Annotated in this window: 20 protein-coding genes, 1 tRNA gene and 1 other RNA gene; 16 read left to right on the forward strand and 6 right to left on the reverse strand. The window is 41.7% G+C overall.

The genetic code is table 11. From position 1 onward, the window contains the following. Positions 1-19: 19 nt before the first annotated feature. From JMX89_RS01460 to JMX89_RS01475, 4 genes are all read right to left on the reverse strand, one after another. Positions 20-550 carry a hypothetical protein gene (locus JMX89_RS01460; protein WP_133103772.1) on the reverse strand — a complete coding sequence of 177 codons (531 nt, stop codon included), beginning with the start codon at positions 548-550 and terminating at the stop codon, positions 20-22. Positions 551-823: 273 nt separating this feature from the next. Continuing rightward, on the reverse strand, positions 824-1,234 hold the full coding sequence (locus tag JMX89_RS01465; RefSeq protein WP_133103771.1) for a hypothetical protein: 411 nt from the start codon (positions 1,232-1,234) through the stop codon (positions 824-826). Between the two features lie 334 nt (positions 1,235-1,568). Then, positions 1,569-4,016, reverse strand: coding sequence for a YgiQ family radical SAM protein (locus JMX89_RS01470; RefSeq protein WP_201530826.1), 2,448 nt, complete (start codon positions 4,014-4,016; stop codon positions 1,569-1,571). A gap of 191 nt (positions 4,017-4,207) precedes the next feature. Then, the gene (locus JMX89_RS01475) at positions 4,208-4,675 is read right to left on the reverse strand and encodes an Lrp/AsnC family transcriptional regulator (protein WP_201530824.1); all 468 of its coding nucleotides are present in this window, start codon (positions 4,673-4,675) and stop codon (positions 4,208-4,210) included. A 254-nt stretch (positions 4,676-4,929) separates the two neighbouring features. Between JMX89_RS01475 and rarD the strand changes: the two genes are divergently transcribed. Further along, a complete protein-coding gene (rarD, locus tag JMX89_RS01480) occupies positions 4,930-5,940 on the forward strand; it encodes an EamA family transporter RarD (protein WP_201530821.1) in 1,011 nt (336 codons plus the stop codon). Between the two features lie 104 nt (positions 5,941-6,044). Here rarD and smpB read toward each other — a convergent pair whose 3' ends face one another. Beyond that, entirely contained in the window at positions 6,045-6,521 is a 477-nt protein-coding gene (smpB, locus tag JMX89_RS01485; RefSeq protein WP_011512728.1) for an SsrA-binding protein SmpB, read from the reverse strand. A gap of 254 nt (positions 6,522-6,775) precedes the next feature. Between smpB and coaD the strand changes: the two genes are divergently transcribed. From coaD to JMX89_RS01550, 13 genes are all read left to right on the forward strand, one after another. After that, positions 6,776-7,288: a pantetheine-phosphate adenylyltransferase gene (coaD, locus tag JMX89_RS01490; protein WP_201550579.1), complete on the forward strand. Its 513-nt coding sequence runs from the start codon at positions 6,776-6,778 to the stop codon at positions 7,286-7,288. Positions 7,289-7,359: 71 nt separating this feature from the next. After that, entirely contained in the window at positions 7,360-7,608 is a 249-nt protein-coding gene (locus JMX89_RS01495) for a YfhL family 4Fe-4S dicluster ferredoxin (protein ID WP_201550580.1), read from the forward strand. Between the two features lie 3 nt (positions 7,609-7,611). Next, on the forward strand, positions 7,612-8,907 hold the full coding sequence (gene bioA / locus JMX89_RS01500) for an adenosylmethionine--8-amino-7-oxononanoate transaminase (protein WP_201550582.1): 1,296 nt from the start codon (positions 7,612-7,614) through the stop codon (positions 8,905-8,907). 2 nt (positions 8,908-8,909) lie between these two features. Then, on the forward strand, positions 8,910-9,629 hold the full coding sequence (gene bioD, locus JMX89_RS01505; protein ID WP_201550583.1) for a dethiobiotin synthase: 720 nt from the start codon (positions 8,910-8,912) through the stop codon (positions 9,627-9,629). 66 nt (positions 9,630-9,695) lie between these two features. Continuing rightward, positions 9,696-10,059: RNase P RNA component class A (rnpB, locus tag JMX89_RS01510), an RNA gene on the forward strand. A 175-nt stretch (positions 10,060-10,234) separates the two neighbouring features. Next, positions 10,235-10,311, forward strand: a tRNA-Met gene (locus tag JMX89_RS01515). 408 nt (positions 10,312-10,719) lie between these two features. After that, the gene (gene lepA / locus JMX89_RS01520) at positions 10,720-12,516 is read left to right on the forward strand and encodes a translation elongation factor 4 (protein WP_011512733.1); all 1,797 of its coding nucleotides are present in this window, start codon (positions 10,720-10,722) and stop codon (positions 12,514-12,516) included. 79 nt (positions 12,517-12,595) lie between these two features. Then, complete coding sequence (lepB, locus tag JMX89_RS01525; protein ID WP_133103764.1) at positions 12,596-13,498, forward strand: signal peptidase I; 903 nt, start codon at positions 12,596-12,598, stop codon at positions 13,496-13,498. 159 nt (positions 13,499-13,657) lie between these two features. After that, complete coding sequence (locus tag JMX89_RS01530) at positions 13,658-14,053, forward strand: DUF4845 domain-containing protein (RefSeq protein WP_011512735.1); 396 nt, start codon at positions 13,658-13,660, stop codon at positions 14,051-14,053. Between the two features lie 153 nt (positions 14,054-14,206). Continuing rightward, a complete protein-coding gene (rnc, locus tag JMX89_RS01535; protein ID WP_020442714.1) occupies positions 14,207-15,004 on the forward strand; it encodes a ribonuclease III in 798 nt (265 codons plus the stop codon). A 304-nt stretch (positions 15,005-15,308) separates the two neighbouring features. After that, a complete protein-coding gene (era, locus tag JMX89_RS01540) occupies positions 15,309-16,325 on the forward strand; it encodes a GTPase Era (protein ID WP_413786904.1) in 1,017 nt (338 codons plus the stop codon). A gap of 56 nt (positions 16,326-16,381) precedes the next feature. After that, a complete protein-coding gene (recO, locus tag JMX89_RS01545; RefSeq protein ID WP_133103762.1) occupies positions 16,382-17,146 on the forward strand; it encodes a DNA repair protein RecO in 765 nt (254 codons plus the stop codon). Positions 17,147-17,237: 91 nt separating this feature from the next. Next, positions 17,238-18,035, forward strand: coding sequence for a pyridoxine 5'-phosphate synthase (locus JMX89_RS01550; RefSeq protein WP_201550584.1), 798 nt, complete (start codon positions 17,238-17,240; stop codon positions 18,033-18,035). Between the two features lie 37 nt (positions 18,036-18,072). On the opposite strand, the gene JMX89_RS01555 is transcribed toward JMX89_RS01550, so the two are convergent. Then, the gene (locus JMX89_RS01555; RefSeq protein WP_201550585.1) at positions 18,073-18,660 is read right to left on the reverse strand and encodes a prepilin-type N-terminal cleavage/methylation domain-containing protein; all 588 of its coding nucleotides are present in this window, start codon (positions 18,658-18,660) and stop codon (positions 18,073-18,075) included. A gap of 569 nt (positions 18,661-19,229) precedes the next feature. On the opposite strand from JMX89_RS01555, the gene JMX89_RS01560 reads away from it, so the two are divergent. Both JMX89_RS01560 and typA read left to right on the forward strand, forming a co-directional pair. Then, complete coding sequence (locus tag JMX89_RS01560) at positions 19,230-20,408, forward strand: OmpA family protein (RefSeq protein ID WP_201550587.1); 1,179 nt, start codon at positions 19,230-19,232, stop codon at positions 20,406-20,408. A 354-nt stretch (positions 20,409-20,762) separates the two neighbouring features. Next, entirely contained in the window at positions 20,763-22,610 is a 1,848-nt protein-coding gene (typA, locus tag JMX89_RS01565; RefSeq protein WP_011512742.1) for a translational GTPase TypA, read from the forward strand. Positions 22,611-22,796: the final 186 nt, after the last annotated feature.

The raw sequence follows: 22,796 nt of genomic DNA on the forward strand, positions 1-22,796 counted from the left end.
AAACACACGCTATTAACTTCTACTCCGCCACCTCTCCATGCCCTTTTACATCACCTTCTTTACCATCTGGCTGTATCACGATAGGCAATACCAACCCTTTTGCAAATTCCCCAGCCAACACATAATCATAGCTGCTGGCAGCGACATCGGGCGTAGTATGAATAATTAGCTTCATGTCTTTATTATCAGTCAGCTCATGTGAGACATAGCTTTCACTGAGCTGATCCAAGGCTTTTGATAGCGCTTCGTTACTTGCCATGCTTATCGTCAGATTATGCTGAGCCGTAGCGTTATCGACTTTGAAATACTCTGCATAATCGCGGACATTTTGGCTATCAAGCGCAAACGGATATTGATAGTTAGCAAGATCGGCTGGCTTTTCGCCGCTATTCATGACTGACCAATCTATCGTATTTGCTACCGCTGAATCCGTCGTCGATACCGATGTATCCGTTTTTTTAGCCATAGTATCCGCATTATTATCGCAGCCTGAAAGCGCCCACATACTGGCAGTCGTAATGATGAGCATAGTTATAAGACGCTTTGGCATCGAGGTATCCTCTTTATGATAAGTCATGAGATGTTTTGATAGAGGCGCTATTTTGACAGCTTTCTATGCGCTTCTCTAGCGAAATGCAAAAAAGGATTCTTTTCACTCTAGCGATTTCTTATTCTAGCAAGTCAGATAAGAAGACGAGTTTTCTATAAACCGTTTAACAGAGGAGGCACAAAAAAACAGCCATCTTTCGATGACTGTTTATAGTAATGCTCAGTCTAATAATTATACATTTATCATTATAAATGAATGATTAAACCGAAATAACTATCTACCTACTTGGCAGTTTACTTGGTATTCTTTACCATTTGCCCATTTCATAGCGAAGATACCTTTGTCGCCTTTCATATGCCATGCATAGGTGGCTTCTGGGTTTGAGTCGTTGACATAGCTTGCGACATCACCTTGTACAATACTGTTTAAGATAAGCGGTTGCTCTGCCCATTTCACTTTAGGCAAGGTGGCGTTTAGCATGGTTTGTTTTTTATTGATAGACTGTTTCGCCATGATAGTACTATTATCAGTGCAAGTATAAGGGGCTGGTGCCATACGATCATAAGCGACATCGGTCACGCTTTCTGAAGCAGGGGTATTTGCTGTCGTAGGAGCGGTAGTGGCACAAGCGCTTAGTAAGGCAAGCGCAGGTAGAGCGGTTGCCAGTTTGGTTAGGGTATTCATAGTCTTCTCCAAAAGTATAAAAGTCATCGTGTATTTGTTATTAACTATGCGTTAAGCATATGTCGCATATAGTAACGAAAACGCTTCTTAAAAAATGTTAGAAATTGTTTTTTACGTGTTCACTTGGTTACTTAAACACTGTTTACTGTAACGATTGATTTAAGGGTGCTTAATGAATTTCTGATTTGCTTATTTTCAGCAAGCAGCATAATCAACTTCAAGATCAAATAAAAAAGCGCCTATCAACGTGTGGCTGATAGGCGCTTATCTAATTAGGTATTAGCCAATAGATATTATTGATCCACTGTATGACAGCAGATTAATAATGATTTGATTACTTGGTTTTACGCGGTGGTAGACCCGTATGCTGAGTTTGGAAGTTGCCTTTACTCACATTCTTTTTGCCGCCAGTGTTTTTGCCCGCAGTACCTTTATTTGACCAGCTGTCAGCTGATTTATTACTACGTTTCACCGAGTCATTACCCAGACGGCTGTTTTTCTTACGCGCTGATTGATAGCTGTCTTGCACCGCATCACGACCTTCTAAGCTTGCATTAAATGGCGGGATTAAGCAGCCGCGATTTTTACCAATCAAATCACCGCGCCCCATATCTTGCAGGGCTTTACGCAGCATTACCCAGTTTTTTGGATCATGATAGCGTAAGAAAGCTTTGTGCAATTTGCGCTGCTTACCTGATTTGACGATATCCATATCACCTTCGTCACGGCTGATTTTATGCAGTGGGTCTTTATGGGTATGATACATGGTGGTCGCAGTCGCCATTGGGCTTGGGTAAAACGCTTGTACTTGGTCAGCGCGGTAGCCATTGCCTTTTAACCATAGCGCAAGATTCATCATATCTTCATCTTTGGTACCCGGATGGGCGGCGATAAAGTAAGGAATCAAATACTGCTCTTTGCCCGCTTCTTGGCTGTATTGCTCAAACATGGCTTTAAATTTGTCATAATTACCCATACCCGGTTTCATCATTTTTGATAAAACGTTTTCTTCTGAATGCTCAGGGGCAATTTTGAGATAACCACCGACATGATGGCTGACCAATTCTTTGACATATTCAGGATCTTTAATCGCCAAATCATAACGTAGACCAGAGGCAATAAGGATTTTCTTTACGCCTTTGATATCGCGCGCTTTACGATACAACTGTGTCAAATTACTGTGATCGGTAATCAGATTTTCACAAATATCAGGATAAACGCAAGACGGTTTACGGCAATTTTTCTCAATAGTTTCGTCTTTACAGTTTAGACGATACATATTGGCAGTTGGACCACCAAGATCAGAGATAACGCCCGTAAAGTTCGGCGCAGTATCACGAATCGCTTCGACTTCACGTAGGATAGATTCTTCTGAGCGATTTTGGATAATGCGTCCTTCGTGCTCGGTGATAGAGCAAAAAGTACAACCGCCAAAACACCCACGCATAATGTTGACCGAAAACTTAATCATGTCATAAGCAGGGATACGCGCATCGCCATAACTTGGATGCGGCAGGCGAGCGTATGGCAAGTCAAACACGTAATCCATCTCTTCCGTCGATAAAGGAATCGGTGGCGGATTGAGCCACACATCGATAGAGGTATGTGAGTTACCGGCGCCACTGCTATGACGCTGTACCAATGCGCGTGCATTACCCGGATTGGTCTCAAGATGCAAGATACGGCTAGCATGAGCATAAAGCACAGGGTCAGATTTGACATGCTCATAATCAGGCAGACGAATGACGGTTTTCTCACGCGGTGGCATTTTAATTTTATGCTTACGTGCTGTCATCGGTTTAGTAAAGCCACGCATTTGTACGACTTGCGTCTCTTCATCGACTTGGTCAGTATTCAAGATTTTATTGGTCACTGGCTCAGATACAAATCCTGGATATTGCCCTGACATTCCTGACATTGATTGTCCAACAGGAGAGGCGCTAGGCTTATCTTGTTCGATTGAGCATTGGTCAAGATCTTCGGTCATCACATAAGGGTTGATGATCGGATCAACACGACCAACGGTATCGACATCATTACTGGCAACTTCGGTCATGCCTGCTTGCCAATGACGGCGCGTCGGCGTGAGCAAGTAAGCTGTACCGCGCAAATTGCTCATTTGCTCAAAGCTATAGCCTTTTGATAGACCATGTACCACATCGACGATGGCACGCTCAGCATTACCATACAATAAAACATCAGCACGGGCATCAAGCAAAATACTACGGCGTACTTTATCTGACCAATAATCATAATGCGCGATACGGCGTAGGCTGCCTTCGATGCCGCCTAAGATAATTGGCACATCAGGATAGGCTTCACGGCAGCGCTGACTATAGACGATAGCCGCGCGGTCAGGACGTTTGTCCGCGACGTTACCCGGCGAATAAGCGTCATCACTACGGATCTTACGATCAGCCGTATAACGGTTAATCATGCTGTCCATGTTGCCCGCCGTCACGCCATAAGCGTAGACAGGTTTGCCAAGTTCCATAAAGGCATCTTTACTTTTCCAATCTGGCTGAGCAATGATACCGACGCGGAAACCTTGTGATTCTAGTAAGCGCCCGATAATCGCCATACCAAAGCTTGGATGATCGACATAAGCATCGCCCGAGATAATGATGACGTCACAGGCATCCCAGCCAAGCTCATCCATCTCTTTGCGGCTCATCGGCAAATAAGGCGCAGGCTCGTAGCAGCTTGCCCAATGTTTGTCGTAGTCGTAAAGGGGTTTGGTGCCTTGTTTAAAGGCGGTGCGGGCGATGGTATCGGCAGACATGGGATAACCTTAATCAGAAAATCAGAAAAAATGCATATATATAATAGCCATTATAGATAACGGTAGTTGATGGCTAATTTAAAGGCGCTCATTTTAACATGAATAACGTTCATGATGTAATAAACGTATTAGCGATAAGTTATTGATAGCGCAGAATAATCTATGGATAGCAATTAGGCAAAAAGCAGATATCAATCTAAATAAATCTTCGTACCACTCTTAGTAAAGTTCATCACAAACTGACTCTTAAAATTACGTACATTATTTTCGTAAGTGAGCAAATTGCGAGTGAACTGATGATAATCCTTCATATTTTTAGCACTCACCATAAGCATAAAGTCAGCATCGCCAGATACTTCATAGCAGCTCATCACTTGCGACTGGGCATTCATCAAACGCTCAAATCGATGCTGCATAGAGTTATTGGAGCGCTCCATCTCTACCATCACCACCGCCGTCAAGCTATAACCAACCTTATGAGGGTCTACTATAGCCACTTGCTTAGTAATCACCCCATTGTCTATCAGCGCTTGCACACGCCGTTGAGCCGTAGCGATAGACACATTGACGTGTTCTGCAAGGGTTTTTAAGGGCAATGTCGCATCATCTTGCATCAAATTCAAAATGGACTTGTCGGTATTGTCTATTGACTGATTCATAGGGTTTCGCTTTAAGGTAGAGACATTAACAGAGGATGATTACAATTCGCTTACTATAGAAGTATTATCACTATAAATCATAAAGTAATAAATTATTAGTAATATAGGTGACTATAAGATAAATATATTCATATTAAGATAAATATAGAGATTTTTTCACAATCACTAGCTATAAACTAAGCTTTATATATTAGAAAACGATAATAATCTCTATCAAATAGTGTTCTCACTGCTCATGCAAATAAAGGTGCTTTATGTCTACTTCAACCCCAACCAATACTGTAGCGTCGACTTTGTCACGTTTCCCGATGCCAGCAATGTGGACCAAAGGCAGCGTACAGCAGCGTACTTTAATGATGGGTGTAGCACTAGCAGTCTTATCCAACGTATTATTTGGCGTACTGTATGCTTATAGCAGTTTTTTAGCACCGTTATCAGGGACACAAGTTTTTATCTGGCGGATGCTAGCGATGTGGGCCGCACTGATAGGATATTTGCTTATTAGCGGGCGCTTAGGTTTGCATATGGATAAACTAAAAGCATTATGCTCTGTGAAACAATGGGCGTGGTTGCTATTGCCTACACCGATATTCTTAAGTCAGTTTTGGCTATTTATGTGGGCACCCGTCAATGGGCAGGGCGTACAAACCGCGATGGGATATTTCCTATTTCCATTGATGATGGTGGTATTTGGATGTGTATTTTTCGGTGAAAAACTAAGTCGCTTACAATGGTTGGCGGTTGCTTTTGCCGCAGTTGGAGTCGGCAGTGAGATTGTACGTACGCAAAGCGTCTCTTGGGCAACGCTATGGGTATGTGGTACTTATCCTGTTTATTATATTTTGCGCCGTTTGCAAGGTATTGGTGCGGTGACTGGGTTGTTGGTTGATTTAACGATATTCGCACCATTTGCTTTGGCGTACTTATTTTTTATTGCCCCAAGTAGTTTAAGCTTAGTCAGCGGCTCTGGGTTCTTTATTGCGATGCTGGTAGGACTCGGCGTTATGAGCGTGCTGGCCATGAAAACCAACGTCGATGCCAGTCAAATGCTACCAATGAACGTTTATGGCATGATGAGTTATTTGGAGCCCGCATTACTATTTATCTTAGCAATAACCGTTTTGGGCAATCCTTTTGAATCGGCGATGATTTATAGTTATGGTCTTATTTGGGTCGGGATAGCTTGTCTGATTGCCCATGGTGTACGTCAATTACGTCGCGCCCATCAACAATCACAAACGACAGAAATTGCACCAGTTATTTGAAAATTAATAAATAAGAGTAATCGAATAAATAAAAATGGACGATTCAACATTATGCTGAATCGTCCGTTTTTTTAAGATTAAAACCAATCTGTTGAAAGAGGGCTTTAATCTAAATCCTTCTTAAAACCACGCTGCTTATCACGTTCCCAATCACGGTCTTTAAGCGTTTTACGTTTGTCATGCTGTTTTTTACCCAGTGCCAAGCCAATTTGACATTTTACCAGCGAGTTTTTCCAATAGCAGGATAATGGTACGCAGGCATAGCCTTTTTGGTTGACTGCACCCATTAGCTTTTCGATTTCGCGGCGATTAAGCAGCAGCTTGCGAGTACGGATACTATCAGGGCTGACATGCGTCGAGCTGGATAGTAGCGGCTGAATATGCGCGCCAAATAGGAATGCCTCATTATTACGAAAAATAATATAAGCTTCCGTAATGGTCATTTTGCCCGCGCGAATGGCTTTAACTTCCCAACCTTGTAACGACAGACCTGCCTCAAATGTCTCTTCAATAAAGTACTCATGACGAGCCTTTTTATTGGCACAAATTTGATTTTCCGGTTTTTTTGATTTTTTTGACATAATGTCTCCATAAGGACTGCTTAAATATATCTTGTCCCTATATTTCTAGTCTTACTAATTCCTCATCCTAACCCTTAAATGCTGGTTATTTTTTATAAATGCTAAACAGATGAGTCGAACTGGCTATTGTAACAAAGCTTCCGCTGCAAATGTAGCCGCGCTGTTAGGACAAATGTAGCAGATAAGTATTAAGTTTGGATAAAATTTGCTAGCATATAGCTTATTATTTTATCACCAACCACATTGGTCCTGCTATGAGCTCTTCTGCTACTTCTTCAAAATTGCATACCAAGATTCTATACCCTGGCACCTTTGATCCCATTACCAATGGTCATGTGGACTTAGTGACGCGCGCGACCAAATTATTTGACGAGGTGGTGATTGCAGTGGCATCTGGTCACCATAAAAAGCCGTTATTTAACTTTGAAGAGCGTGTGGCTTTGGTCAAGACCGTATTTGTTGATTTGCCGCAGGTATCCGTTATAGGCTTTGAGGGCTTGCTAGTCGATTTTATGCGTGAAAAGAATGCTACTGCTGTCTTGCGTGGTTTGCGTGCGATGTCAGATTTTGAATATGAGTTTCAACTCGCCAATATGAATCGTGAGCTTGATGAAAATTTTGAGGCCGTATTTTTGACGCCTTCGCAGAATTACTCATTCATCTCGTCGACCATGATTCGCGAAATTGCCAAGCTCGGCGGTGACGTGACAAAATTTGTGCCGCCTTGTGTCTCTGAAGCTTTTATTCAAAAGCTTGGTAGTAAATAGGTCGCGTATCTGTGTTAGATTGCGTATTTCTTAATAAATAGAAATGCCTGATAGAAAAAAAGGAGCAGTCTATGGCGTTGTTAATTACGGATGAATGCATTAATTGCGATGTGTGTGAGCCTGCCTGCCCAAATGAAGCCATCTCAGAGGGCGATGACATTTATGTGATTGACCATGACTTATGTACCGAATGCGTCGGTCATTTCGATGAGCCGCAATGTGTGGTTATTTGCCCTGTCGATTGTATTCCTCATGATCCCAATCATATCGAAACCGAAAGTGATTTGATGTCTAAATACAAACGCATTACTGGTCAATAAAATATGACAACTGTATCAACCAACGATTTTGATCAGCAACATCTCTGGCACCCGTATGCCAGCCTACCACCGACTTATCCCAATATCGTGATTGACCGTGCTGACGGTATTTATATCGTTACTGAAGATGGTACGCGCCTGATTGATGGTATGTCGTCATGGTGGGCAAGCGTGCACGGTTATAATCATCCCCAATTGAATGCGGCGATGATTGAACAATTGGGCAAAATGGCGCACGTCATGTTTGGTGGTTTAACCCATCAGCCAGCGATAGACTTGGGCAGAAAACTGCTGTCAATTGTGCCTGCTGGACTGGATGCGATATTTTATGCCGATAGCGGCAGTATCGCGGTAGAAGTTGCGCTTAAGATGGCATTGCAATATCAAATTGCCGCCAAGCGTCCAACCAAGCAGCAGTTTGCCTCGACCCATTCAGGTTATTACGGTGATACATGGCATGCGATGAGTGTCTGCGACCCTATTAATGGTATGCACAGTCTCTATGGTAAGCAATTACCGATGCAACACTTTGTCGCAGCGCCACCAATGGGATTTGAGCGTGACTTAACCCAAAGTGAGCGTGAGGCATTAACGGAGTTTTTTGTCAAAAATAGCGACCAGCTTGCTGGATTTATCATTGAGCCGATTATCCAGGGCGCAGGCGGCATGCGCTTTTATAGTCCTCAGTATTTGCAGCTCTTACGCCAATTGTGTGATGAACATAACGTGGTATTAATTGCCGATGAAATTGCCACCGGTTTCGGGCGTAGCGGCAAGTTATTTGCGTGTGAACATGCTGCTATTAGCCCTGATATTATGACGATTGGTAAGGCACTGACCGGCGGTTATATGACTTTTGCCGCGACCTTATGCACGCGCACTATTGCCGATACCATTAGCCAAAGTGATTACCCGTCACTGATGCATGGTCCGACCTTTATGGGCAACCCGCTGGCATGTGCCGTTGCTTGTGCGTCGATTGATTTAATACTGTCCTATGATATTGAAGCGCGTACAGCAAATATGCAATCTGTCATGGAGCAGCAACTTGCGCCAGCTGTGAGTTTAAATGGCGTTGCTGAGGTACGCTGTTTGGGTGCTGTAGCAGTGATTGAGCTGCAAGAAGCCGTTAATATGCCAGTCTTTCAATCCTTACTGATTGAAAACGGCATTTGGGTGCGACCCTTTGGGAAATTGGTTTATATTATGCCGCCCTATGTGATTACCGATGATGAACTTACCACTCTTTGCCAAGCGTTATTAAAAGTGGTCAGTAGTTATTTAACGCGAAAGGATTAATGATGAGCGTGCTCTTTGTTTCAGGAATTGATACCGATATTGGCAAAACTTATGCAACCGGTATGATTGCTAAAGCCTTAATGGAGCAAGGCGTTAATGTCATTACCCAAAAACTGGTGCAAACGGGCGTCGCAAGAGATTTAATTAGCGGAAAAATGGGAATTGCTGACGATATTATTACTCATCGTCAGCTGATGGGCATTCCGCTACAGCCGTGTGATATTGATAGCACCACTTGCCCGTATCGTTATGAGAAACCTGCGTCACCGCATTTATCCGCCGCACTTGCCAGTGAAATTCTTAATACTGATGTGATTACAAGCGCTACAAAAAATTTGCAAGCGGATTATAAGGTGGTGCTTTTAGAGGGGGCAGGGGGCTTATTAGTACCCATCACTGAGCAATTATTAACCTTGGATTATATTGCTAAACAAGGCTATCCGGTTATTTTGGTCACATCAGGTCGGCTGGGCAGCATCAACCATACGTTGCTAAGTTTAGAGGCGATAAAATCGCGTGGTCTAGATGTTCATAGTGTCATTTATAATCATATTCACGACAATGCTGCTCAGACAGATAAACAGATAGCAGCTAGTACAATTGATTTTCTGCAAAACTATTTAGCTGAGCATCATCCAATGGCGCATTGGTTAGCCTTACCTGTACAAAAGGATAATGGGTTTAGTCATACAGACTTTATAGTCCCTCAAAACTTTGTATAAATCACCGCTAAAAATAAGTCAAAATTTGCTGCCCTAAATCGTCACAAGTTTGCTATACTAGCGCGCTTGGTAGACTAGGCAATCGCCGCTGCACACTGGTAACAGACATGCAGGGGAGGAAAGTCCGGGCTACATAGGGCAGCGTGCCAGCTAACGGCTGGGCAGGGTAACTTGACGACCAGTGCAGCAGAGAGTAGACCGCCTTTAGTGTCTGACACTATCGGTAAGGGTGAAAGGGTGCGGTAAGAGCGCACCGCGTGGCTGGCAACAGTTCACGGCATGGTAAACTCCACGCGTAGCAAGACCAAATAGGCATCGGCATGGCGCGGCCCGCGTTCGATGCGGGTAGGTTGCTTGAGCGTATTAGCGATGATACGCCTAGAGGAATGATTGTCCACGACAGAACCCGGCTTATCGGTTTACCAACCTTTTTAGCAATGTTTTAAACATGTTTCTTTATTAGCTAATTTTTAAAGAAGCATAGCAGTACCGGTTTGGTGTTTTAAAATTGCGCTTATTTTGAATTTAATTCAATTTTTTTGCAAAAAATGCCTTTTAAGGGTTGACGTAAGTCACTCATATCGGCATAATACCGAGCCTAAAATGGCGATGTAGCTCAGCTGGTTAGAGCGCATGACTCATAATCGTGAGGTCAAGAGTTCAAGTCTCTTCATCGCCACCATTTTTAGCAAGACCTGTAACATTAAAAATGCCAATCATTATTTGATTGGTTTTTTTTTGCCTATTTTATGGCTAAAAATAAATATTTACTCATAGAATCTATATCAGATCTAACGAAGTAAATATTCTTGATTTAAAGCTTGCTTGTCTACCTTCATTTATAAAACCAAGGCTTGCTGACAAAATCCACTTACTTTATAGTGGAAAACTGCTAGAATACCCTCACGTGCCTGCGCGTAGTTATAACTAATAATCAGCGCTGTAGGCACTTCACTTGCTACAATACGGTTTGCTTAATGTAGTGATATTGGTGTATTGACCGATATTAACTATGAGTAAGTATTCTATTGTTGCCATCTGACAGCATTTATATTCGTTATTCAATCCTCCATTATTTAGTAGGCGCTTTGTGACTGCATTAGCCAATATTCGTAACTTTTCTATTATTGCCCACATTGATCATGGTAAGTCGACCCTTGCCGATCGTTTTATTCAAATGTGTGGCGCGCTGCAAGATCGCGAGATGCAGGCGCAAGTCCTCGATTCGATGGATATTGAGCGTGAGCGTGGTATCACGATCAAAGCGCAGTCGGTGACGCTGTATTATGACCATCCAAATGGTGAGCGCTATCAGCTCAACTTTATTGATACGCCTGGTCACGTGGATTTCTCTTATGAAGTTTCACGTTCCTTAGCGGCTTGTGAAGGCGCGCTATTGGTTGTTGATGCGGCGCAAGGTGTTGAAGCGCAGTCGGTTGCTAACTGCTATACCGCGGTCGATCAAGGTCTTGAGGTCATGGCAGTTTTAAATAAAATTGACTTGCCACAAGTTGAGCCTGAGCGTGTGATTCAAGAGATTGAAGACATTATTGGTATTGATGCCGTTGATGCGCCGCGCGTGTCGGCAAAATCTGGTCTTGGCGTTGATAAACTGCTTGAGGCGTTAGTTGAATTTATTCCTGCACCAACAGGTGATCGTGACGCACCGCTGCAAGCGTTGATTATTGACTCATGGTTTGATAATTATTTAGGCGTGGTTTCATTAGTACGTGTCCGCCAAGGTACGATAAAAAAAGGTGATAAACTTTATATTAAATCGACCAAAGATGCGCATTTAGTCGGATCAATTGGTGTCTTTACCCCGAAGCCGTTAGATACGGGTATCTTAGAAGCGGGTGAAGTGGGCTTTATTATTGCGGGTATTAAAGACATTGCAGGCGCGCCAGTTGGTGATACGATTACTCATGCCAGTACGCCTGACGTCGATCGTATTCCTGGATTTAAACAGATTACGCCGCAAGTGTATGCTGGTATGTTTCCTGTAGAATCTACCGACTTCGAAAAATTCCGTGAAGCACTGCAAAAACTGCAAATTAACGATGCGTCATTGTTCTTTGAGCCGGATACCTCAGACGCGCTAGGCTTTGGTTTCCGTTGTGGCTTCCTCGGTATGCTGCATATGGAAATTATCCAAGAGCGCCTAGAGCGTGAGTATGACTTGGATCTGATTACTACTGCGCCTTCAGTTATCTACGAGATTGTAAAAAAAGATGGCAGCATTATCTATGTTGATAACCCATCAAGACTGCCTGAACCGAATAATATCGAAGAATTCCGTGAGCCGATTGCTCGTTGTCAGATTTTAGTACCGCAGGATTATCTCGGTAACGTGATGACGCTTTGTATTGAGCGCCGAGGTGTGCAAGTCGATATGCGCTTTATGGGTCGTCAAGTACAGCTGATCTTTGATATTCCGATGGGCGAAGTGGTCATGGACTTCTTTGACCGTCTAAAATCAGTGTCACGTGGTTTTGCGTCACTTGATTATAATTTTGAGCGTTATCAAGTCGATAAATTGGTTAAAGTTGATGTGCTGATTAACGGTGACAAAGTTGATGCGCTTGCTATGATTGTCCATGAAACTCAGTCGCGCTACCGTGGTAACGCACTGGTGACCAAAATGAAAGAGCTGATTCCGCGTCAAATGTTTGATGTCGCTATTCAAGCGGCAATTGGCAGCCAAATTATCGGGCGTAGTACTGTGAAAGCCATGCGTAAAGATGTCTTGGCTAAGTGTTATGGTGGTGACGTCTCGCGTAAGAAAAAGCTACTGTCTAAGCAAAAGGCCGGTAAAAAACGCATGAAGCAAGTGGGTAACGTCGAGATTCCACAAGAAGCCTTCTTAGCCGTATTGCAGGTAGATTAGATTATTAATAAATGAATCATCATTGCTGTTTTTACGGATGTCATCATTGGATAAGTAGCTCGCTAATAGGCAATTAAGTATGGATTTTGATTTCAATTTGATTTTAGTGCCATTAACCATAGGTTTGGGTATTATTTGGCTATTAGATAAGCTGACACTGAAACAGCGTAAAACACGGGGTCGCGGTAAAGAGAGCTTGCTGGTACGCTGGGCATATGATTTTTTCCCCGTGCTGGCGGTAGTATTAATTGTGCGCTCGTTTTTAATTGAGCCGTTTAATATTCCGTCGTCCTCGATGGTGCCAACGCTATATACGGGTGACTTCATTGCCGTCAATAAGTATGCTTATGGTGTTCGTTTGCCACTGACTTATAATAAAGTAATCGATACTGGCACGCCTGAACATGGCGATGTTGCCGTTTTTCGTTATCCAGAGAACCCAAGTATTTATTATATTAAGCGCGTCATTGGTCTGCCGGGTGATACGGTTAGTTATAATCAAGGCACAATTGCGATTAATGACGTGCCTGTTGCTACTCAAGCCATTGATTTTGATGCCAATGCAGAGCTGACGTCACAGTTATATTCTTCAGGGGAAGTTGCTCCGGGTCAAATGCTGACAGAAGAGAATGCTGCTGTGATGGGTCAGCAAGAAGAAGGCGACGCAAAATATTTTAAAGAAACTCAAGGTAAGCATGAGTATGTTGTTCGTTATTTGAATGGTATGAACAGCTCGCAATATGCGCCATTTTTACAGCAACAGTCGCCAGAAGTGGTGAGCTCAGAAGGCAATGAATGGCGTATTAATGTGCCTGAAGGTCAGTATTTTGTCATGGGCGATAATCGTGATCGCAGTGCAGATGGACGCTTTTGGGGCTTTGTTCCTGATGATAATTTAGCAGGAAAAGCAGTATATATTTGGATGCATAAGCCGCCAGGTCTACAGCTACCTACTTTTAAACGTAATGGTGCTATCGATTAATGACATCAATGTTCTATAGATATATTTACCGACAAACGTTTTGTGCTAATATTATGGCTATTCAATGCAATAGTATCTAGCTTATAAACATGCACTAAGAAATAGTGTCTTCTAAGCTAGATATATTACAAATATAGCTATTTTTCGTTGAGAGGTATTATGGTGCAACAGTTATCTGGCTTATCTACACAGCGTGGTGCTAGTGTCACGAGTATCGTTTTTATTATCATCGCCTTGGGTGTTGCTGTTAAATTGATTGTTGCCATTGTGCCAGCACAAATTGGCGATTATCAACTGACCAAAACCTTGAGTGCGCAGCTTCAAGAGTCTAATAACAAGAAAGAGACTGCCAAGCAGTTTGTCGAGCGTGTTGATAAGCAGTTGTCTATCAATGCTGATTACGATACCAAAGCAGAGGATGTATTTACCTTTAAAGATAAAAAAACAGGTCAGTTGGCTATCTATAAAAAATATGAAAAAACCAATACGCTCTTTGGAAATATTGATATTGTGAATCGCTTTGAAGGCGATATTGATCCTACAATAGCAGAGTGATCGGATTTTTTAAAATACGAGCAGCAACGATCTAACAATCCAGTACTTTAGAAAACAGTTCTTTATGAGCTGGTTTTTTGTATTTAATATTTTTAAACGTTACTATTTAATGACTTTAAATAGTACAACAAAAGGGATAATCATAAGCCACGCATGAAACCAACTTCGCAGTATCCTCAGGCGGTTCCTAATCCACCAAAAAATAGCCTGTCTGATGACACGCTTGTTATTAGCTCAGAATTTATTCAACGCTTAGCAGTATTAACGCGCAAGTTGGGTTATGTGTTTAATGATTTAAGTCTACCTAAGCTGGCACTCACGCATCGCTCGTTTGATAGTAAAAAGAACTATGAACGCTTAGAGTTTTTGGGTGATGCATTGCTAGGTATGATAGTCGGTGAGGCGTTATATCATCGTTATCCAACCCAAAATGAAGGTCGTCTGACCCGTATGCGAGCGACGCTCGTGAGGCAAGAATCCTTGGTCATTATCGCTCAAAATCTAGAGCTGTCTAATCAGCTAATATTGGGTGTGGGTGAGCGTAAAGGTGGCGGACGCAATCGTGCTTCTATATTGGCGGACGCCGTCGAATCCTTGATTGGTGCTATTTATCTAGACAGTCAAGATATGAATATCACACGAGAATGTGTATTGTCTTGGTACGGTGATTTGATTGATAATGTCAATGATCAAAAAGCCCTAAAAGATGCCAAGAGCCGTCTACAAGAATGGTTGCAGTCGAAGCAATTTGACTTACCACATTATGAGTTGATGGAAACACGCGGTAATGCCCCGCATCAAATATTTGTGGTACGCTGTCAGGTAAACATTCTTAACTGTCCTGATATTACCGAATCCGGTGAAAGCCGCCGTATTGCTGAGCAAAAAGCGGCTGAATTGATGATTAACCAACTTCATAAGCTGCCAAGTGTGCCTAAAAAACGCAGCTAATGGCTTTTGTAAAATTACCCTGATTTTATATTGCTGACTTGATAGTAATGCCTTCAACACTATCATTTCTATATTTTAAAAATGCTCATTCTTTAACGAATTGGTATTGCAACATCAAATATTCTTAACTTGATAACAGTGCTGCTATTTATGTCATATGCGCATACAGCAGTTTAACTGATGACAAACCCCACAGGATTACCCTATGAGCAATCACACTGACTTGCCATTAAACAATGAAGATAATGCCACAAATATGACCGAAAATACTGACCTAAATACAAGTACAAACAATACAGTAGACATGAGTGAAGTAGAAATCAACGAAACAGAAAGCAATGCAGTAGATAACGATTCAGCAATCGAAGATTTCTTTTCACCAAATAATGGCGCGCTTGCTGCTGAAGGCTTTAAAACTGGCTACGTCGCCATTGTTGGTCGTCCAAATGTCGGCAAATCAACGCTGATGAACCATTTATTGGGTCAAAAGCTGTCCATCACCTCACGTAAACCACAAACGACGCGTCATCGTATCCACGGTATCTTGTCTAATGATGAGATGCAGGCAGTATTTGTTGATACCCCCGGCATTCACCGCAACGAAGTACGTGCTATCAATGAACGCATGAATAAAGCGGCCGTCTCTGCATTGGTAGATGTTGACTTAGTATTGTTTGTCGTTGATTCTGATCAATGGCGTGACGATGATTTACTGGTTCTACAGAAGCTTGGTGATACCAATTTAAATGTGGTTTTAGTGATTAATAAAGCCGATACCTTAAAAGATAAAGGCAGCGTTTTACCGTTAATGGAAACCTTTAACGACAGCTTTGATTTTGCTGATATCGTCCCAGTTTCTGCATTAAAGAATCAAAACTTAGATCGTCTGCAAGAAGTGATCGCATCACATTTGCCAGTCGCAGCGCCAATTTATGATACAGAACAAATCACCGATCGCTCAGAGCGTTTCTTAGCCAGTGAAATTATTCGTGAAAAAATCATGCGCAGTGCCGGTGATGAAGTACCTTACGATTTAACGGTACAAATTGACGGCTTTAAAGATGAAGCGGCTCATACTGACCCAAAAACTGGTCGTCCACGTAAAGCCTGTACCTTTATCGATGCCACTATTTATGTTGAACGTAGCGGGCAAAAAGCGATTGTGATTGGTGACAAAGGGCAACGTATCAAACAAGTCGGTATGGACGCGCGTAAAGATATGGAGCAGCTGTTTGATAAAAAAATCATGTTAACGCTGTGGGTAAAAGTTAAGCGCGGTTGGTCGGATGACGAGCGAGCCTTGACCAGTTTAGGCTATTAAAAATATTAATAGCGACTCTCTTTTATATTGAGTGAACTATAGCTGAGGTAATAATCATGCGTAACGAAGCGTTAATCGGTTATTTATTACATCAGCGCCCTTATCAAGAAAAGCGCGCTTTATATTATTTATTTTCTCAGCAACACGGGGTGATACATGGTATTGGTAAAAAAGGCGCGCCACTATTTATGCCTTTACAACTCTTTGCTACTGGCAAACGTGATCTCAAAACATTCAGTCAAATCAATATAGCCTCTTTTAGTTCAGTCCATACACAAGCTGTCCAAGATGACGATGCCGCAAATGTGGATATACGACATCAAGAAAGCATTACAGGTCAGCATCAATATGCAGCCTTGTATTTGAATGAGATATTGTGGCGATTGTTGCCTACTGAAGATCCTATGCCCATATTATGGCAACATTATCAAAACAGCCTAGATGCGCTCAAAAAACCTCTAACCGCTGACGAGCTACGTCTGTGCTTACGCCAGTTTGAAAGCTATCTATTTGATGAGTTGGGATTTTCACTGACGTTACATCAAGACAGCCTTGAAAACCCTATTGAGCCTGAACAGGTTTACCGATTCTTACCCGATATGGGCTTAGTGCCGACTTTGCATACAGAAGATGGCGAAAGTATGGTTGGTCATACGGTTTTTAAAGGGAATGATATTTTGATAATGGTAGAGCAAGGGTTGTCCGTTAGTACTCTGAACGCATGGTCGCGTTTACATCGGCAGTTGATTGATCATATGCTCGATTATCAACCGCTGCAAAGTCGTCTACTTTGGCAGCAGCAACAGCGTTATCAACTATAAAGCGTACTTAACAATAGAATATGTTCACAACTACTTATCATCAATAAGCTATTTTTAGTAAATAATCTAACTATTAATAAAAGGATTTTTTATGACGGATACAGCGCAGATTTTGCCGACTACTACATTAGAGCAAAATCCACAAAATACTTCAAAAAAACCACTCTTAGGTGTCAACGTTGACCATGTGGCAACCTTACGTCAAGCACGCGGTGTGAGCTATCCAAGCCCACTAGCTGCAGCTCTTTTGTGTGAGAAAGCAGGTGCTGACGGTATCACTATTCATTTACGTGAAGATCGCCGTCATATTCAAGATGCCGATGTATATGAGATGGCAGGGCAGCTGACTACGAGAATGAATCTAGAGATGGCAGCAACGACTGAGATGCTAGAAATAGCCTGTCAAGTCAAACCATATTGGGTATGCCTAGTGCCGGAAAAACGTGCTGAACTGACTACAGAAGGGGGGCTTGATGTGGCAGGGCAGTTAGCTTCATTGACAGATTATGTCAGTCAGTTACAAGCAGCAGGTATTAAAGTCTCTTTGTTTATTGATCCAGAAGATAAGCAGATCGAGGCAGCAGTTAATTGTAGCGCTGACGCAATCGAATTACACACAGGTTCTTACGCTGAAGCAGGTCTGGCAGGTAACACAGATAGGGTAAATGTAGAGCTTGAACGTATTAAAAATGCAGTGGTTACCGCTAAACGAGTTGATAGTAAGCTGTTGGTCAATGCTGGTCACGGTCTAACACGTGACAATGTTCATGCGATTGCCCAAATTGACGGTATATATGAGCTAAATATTGGTCATGCTTTGATAGCGGATGCGCTATTCGTGGGGATAGAGCAAGCGGTTATTATGATGAAAACAGCGATGCACCGATAGCTACGACAGTTTATTCTTAGCTTATATTGATATATCATTATGTACCACATCCGGTCGGATGGTTTTCGTTAGGTTTGTAGGTAATACCGCCTGTCTGATTAAAAGAGATTTGGTACATGATGTGATTATAGGTTGAGGTTGGACAGTATTTAATATGTCCGAAATGCCCACGAGGACTGCCGCTATCGCCCCAAAATTTAGTGTAGTGACGGTTATTACCGACCCGTAAATATAAAGTACTGTATTTTGGGTTCAGCGCTTGGTCTTCTAATAAATCATCAATACCAACATCAAAATTGTTATTATTATTTTTATCCGAGAATAATAATAACTTTTGAAAGCTGTCTCTATGGCAAAGACCACCCCCATTAGATAAGCAAACCAGTAAATCTTGTCTTCTAATATGACTCTCAGCTTTTGCCAAAGTCAAGGTAGTGTCTATTTGGCTTGCAATACGTCTGGCTTCCATACTTGCCAACTGAGTCAAAATATAAGGTGTGGCAATCATTAATATAATAGCTAAGATAGCAATGGTTACGATTAATTCTACTAAATTAAACCCATGCTCATTATGCCGTCTAAAACCCTTCGAGCATATTGAAAGTATTCTATAGGATATAGCCATAATGGACTGCTACCTGTATGAAAGGGATAGCTAAGATGGTTTTAACTGTTTATTGAGTTTTTAAATCTATTGTTCGTGTCATCATTTGTTTTATCAAGTTGCATTACTAATATAGTGAATAGCAAAGAAAGCTATTAAATGGAATAAGTAGAATATTGTTTGTTTCTACAATTGTAAATATAAACCAAATATATGTCTACTGTCAAAGAATGTTTCAATTCGTGAATAGATGCTTTTAATAATAGAGAAAATTAACTACTTGTATTAAAATGAGTTGCAACAATAGGTAGGAATCGTTTCATCATCTATTGCGACCTAACATACAAAAGATAAAGAGTGTAAAGTGTGTTAGCTCTCAGTAAGTTAAGCGGGCTAATGTGTTTTAGTTATGACATTATCGTGTAATAATGTGTAGCTGGTTTACGAAAAAAGTTGTAAACTGAATTGATAATCGCTAAGCTACGTCTTAATTGGTTTTGCTTTGTAATTTTAAGTTCGTAAATGATGTTTGTTTTTGAGCAATAGTTTTGCTTAATGCACTACTAAAATTATCCTTTGGAGGAAGTTTCATGAAATTAAATAAAATTGCTTTGGCTTTGTTTGCCATCACAGCAGCCCCACTAGCAGCTAACGCTGGCGTAACTATCAGCCCATTACTACTTGGTTATCATTATAGCGAAGGTGCTGATGAAGAGCAGCTTTCGACTATGGGCGCAGCTAACGGTGATAGCTTTTATAAAGAAAATGGTCTTTATACTGGTGCTGCACTAGGTGTTGAACTGACTCCTTCTACTCAGTTCCAAGTAGAATACGGTGTATCAAACACTGATGCAATTTCACGTCTTGGCAACCCATCTTTAGATGCTGAGCAAGAAATGATTTCTGGTAACTTCTTGATCGGTACTGAAGAATTTACTGGTTATACTGATAACGCATTAAAGCCATATGTATTGGTCGGTGCTGGTCGTTCTAAGATTGAAGTTGAAGATGCATCAGGTGCTTTTGTAACTGGTTCTAAAGATACTATCGGTAACCTAGGTTTAGGTGCTATGTACCGTATCAACGATGCTTTAAGCCTACGTGGTGAAGCTCGTGCGATTCATAACTTTGATGAAAACTGGTGGGAAGGCATGGCTTTGGCCGGTCTAGAAGTAGTACTAGGTGGTCACTTAGCACCAGCAGTAGCTGTTCCACCGATGCAAGAGCCTAATGTTCAGACTCCACCAATCGTTGTTGTTGAATCTGATCTTGATTCAGACGGCGATGGCGTACCTGATAGCATCGATGCTTGCCCAGGCACTCCAATGAATGTTGTTGTAGATGAGCGCGGTTGCCCAGTACCAGTAGATATTACTGATGAATTGAAAATGGAACTACGTGTATTCTTTGATAACGATAAATCAGCTATCAAAACTCAGTACAAACCTGAAATCGCTAAAGTAGCAGAGAAGATGCGCGAGTATCCTAACTCTACCGCTCGTGTTGAAGGTCATGCTTCTAAAACTGGTCCATCAGCACGTTATAACCAACGTCTGTCTGAAGCCCGTGCTGTTGCTGTGAAATCTATGTTGACTAACGAATTTGGTATTGCTCCAAACCGTCTATCAACTGTTGGTTATGGTTATGATCAACCAATCGCTGACAACAACACTGAAGAAGGTCGTGCTATGAACCGTCGTGTTTATGCCATCATCACTGGTGACAAAACAATGACTGTTGAACAAACTAAAGATATGGTTGTTCAATAAGTACTAGCTACTAATTATGTAATAAGCTAATTAGTTACAAAAAAAGTCATCCAATGGGTGGCTTTTTTTTATTTATGTATCGAGAAAAGTAAGTTATTACATAAATTTATGATTTAATAATGCTATACTAGCCACCCAAACACTTTGTAAATTGACAAAGTGTACATTAGCATAGCTATCTGTACGATGGATTCATCACCATAAGTCTTTGTTTTACTTCTATTAATTATCTAGCTGTACCTATTGTATGGTTACTTAATCATAGCGTAATACTACTTATCTGGTTAATGGCAAAAGTTTATCCAGCGGTGCTTACTGCTACTGCATTTTTTTAAGACGAAACGAGCATTTTATATGGCGAACGATATCAAACACCTGCGTAACATTGCAATTATTGCCCACGTTGATCACGGTAAAACAACTTTGGTTGATAAGCTATTACATCAGTCTGGTACTTTTGGCGACCGTGCAAATATTGCTGAGCGTGCAATGGATTCAGGTGATATTGAGCAAGAACGTGGTATTACTATTTTGGCGAAAAATACAGCCATTCGTTGGACAGATAACACTGACGGTACTGAGTATCGTATTAATATTGTGGATACCCCAGGTCACGCCGATTTCGGTGGTGAAGTTGAACGTGTAATGTCTATGGTTGACTGCGTACTTCTAGTGGTTGATGCTGTTGATGGTCCAATGCCACAAACTCGTTTCGTAACGCAAAAAGCGTTCGAGCAAGGTCTAAAGCCTATTGTTGTTATCAACAAAATTGACCGTCCTGGTTCACGTCCTGATTGGGTAATGGATCAAATTTTTGATTTGTTCGATAACCTTGGGGCGACTGATGAGCAGTTAGATTTCCCAGTAGTATATGCCTCAGCATTGAATGGTATTGCAGGTTTAGAAGCTGATGATTTAGCTGATGATATGACGCCACTTTTCAAAACTATCGTTGATGTTGTACAGGCTCCACAGGTTGATGCAGATGCACCGTTCCGTATGCAAATCTCAAGTCTTGACTACAATAGTTTCGTTGGTGTTATCGGTATTGGTCGTATTCAGCGTGGTAAAGTAAAAACCAATACACAAGTAACTGTCATTGATAAAAATGGCAATACCCGTAATGGCCGTATTTTGAAAATTATGGGTTATCATGGTCTTGACCGTATTGATGTTGAAGATGCACAAGCTGGTGACATCGTTTGTATTACTGGTATTGATTCGCTTAATATCTCAGATACGATTTGTGATCCTAGTGCTGTCGAAGCATTACCAGCATTAACGGTTGATGAACCTACCGTTTCTATGAACTTCCAAGTAAATAACTCACCTTTTGCTGGTCGTGATGGTAAGTTTGTGACCTCACGTAATATTCGTGAGCGTCTTGAGCGTGAATTGATTCATAACGTAGCATTACGTGTAGAAGATACAGAATCTCCTGATAAATTTAAAGTATCAGGTCGTGGTGAGCTGCATTTATCTGTATTGATCGAAAACATGCGCCGTGAAGGTTTCGAGATGGGCGTTTCGGGTCCAGAAGTTATCGTCAAAGAAGTGGATGGTAAGCTACAAGAGCCGTATGAAAATGTTGTCTTCGATATCGAAGATGCGCATCAAGGTCCTATCATGGAGCAGGTTGGCTTGCGTAAAGGCGAGATGACCAATATGGAGCTTGATGGTAAAGGTCGTATGCGTATCGAAGCGACAATGCCTGCCCGTGGTTTGATTGGTTTCCGCTCTGAGTTCTTAACCCTGACTTCAGGTACAGGTATCATGACTTCAAGCTTTTCACATTATGGTCCACAGAAAGTTGGTGAGGTTGGTGCTCGCTCAAACGGTGTCTTGGTTTCTATGGCGAAAGGTGTTTGCTTAGGTTTTGCTTTATTTAACCTACAAAAACGCGGTAAATTATTTGCTGAGCCACAGCTTGAAGTTTACGAAGGTATGATTATTGGTCTTAACTCACGTAATGATGACATGGCAGTGAACCCGACGACTGGTAAGCAGTTAACCAACGTACGTGCTAGTGGTACTGATGAAGCATTGACACTGACTCCAGCGGTTAAGTTTACGCTTGAGCAAGCACTTGAATTCATCCAAGATGATGAATTGGTAGAAGTAACGCCAAAAGCGATACGTATTCGTAAACGCTACTTGACTGAAAGTGAGCGTAAACGTTATGGTCGTAAGAAAGGTGCGTAATATTGAACAATAAATAGTGGTTATCCATTATTTGGTTCCGCATTAAAGATATCTAGTGAGCAGCATAGAATAGTGATATATCAACTATTCCATGCTGCTTTTTTTTGTGTTGCATTTTACATAGAATAAAAAGACAATAGTTGGATATCACTTACTAAAAAAACGAGTAATATTACGGTTATTATT

This window comes from Psychrobacter sp. DD43 (assembly GCF_904846555.1).
Classification (GTDB): domain Bacteria; phylum Pseudomonadota; class Gammaproteobacteria; order Pseudomonadales; family Moraxellaceae; genus Psychrobacter; species Psychrobacter cryohalolentis.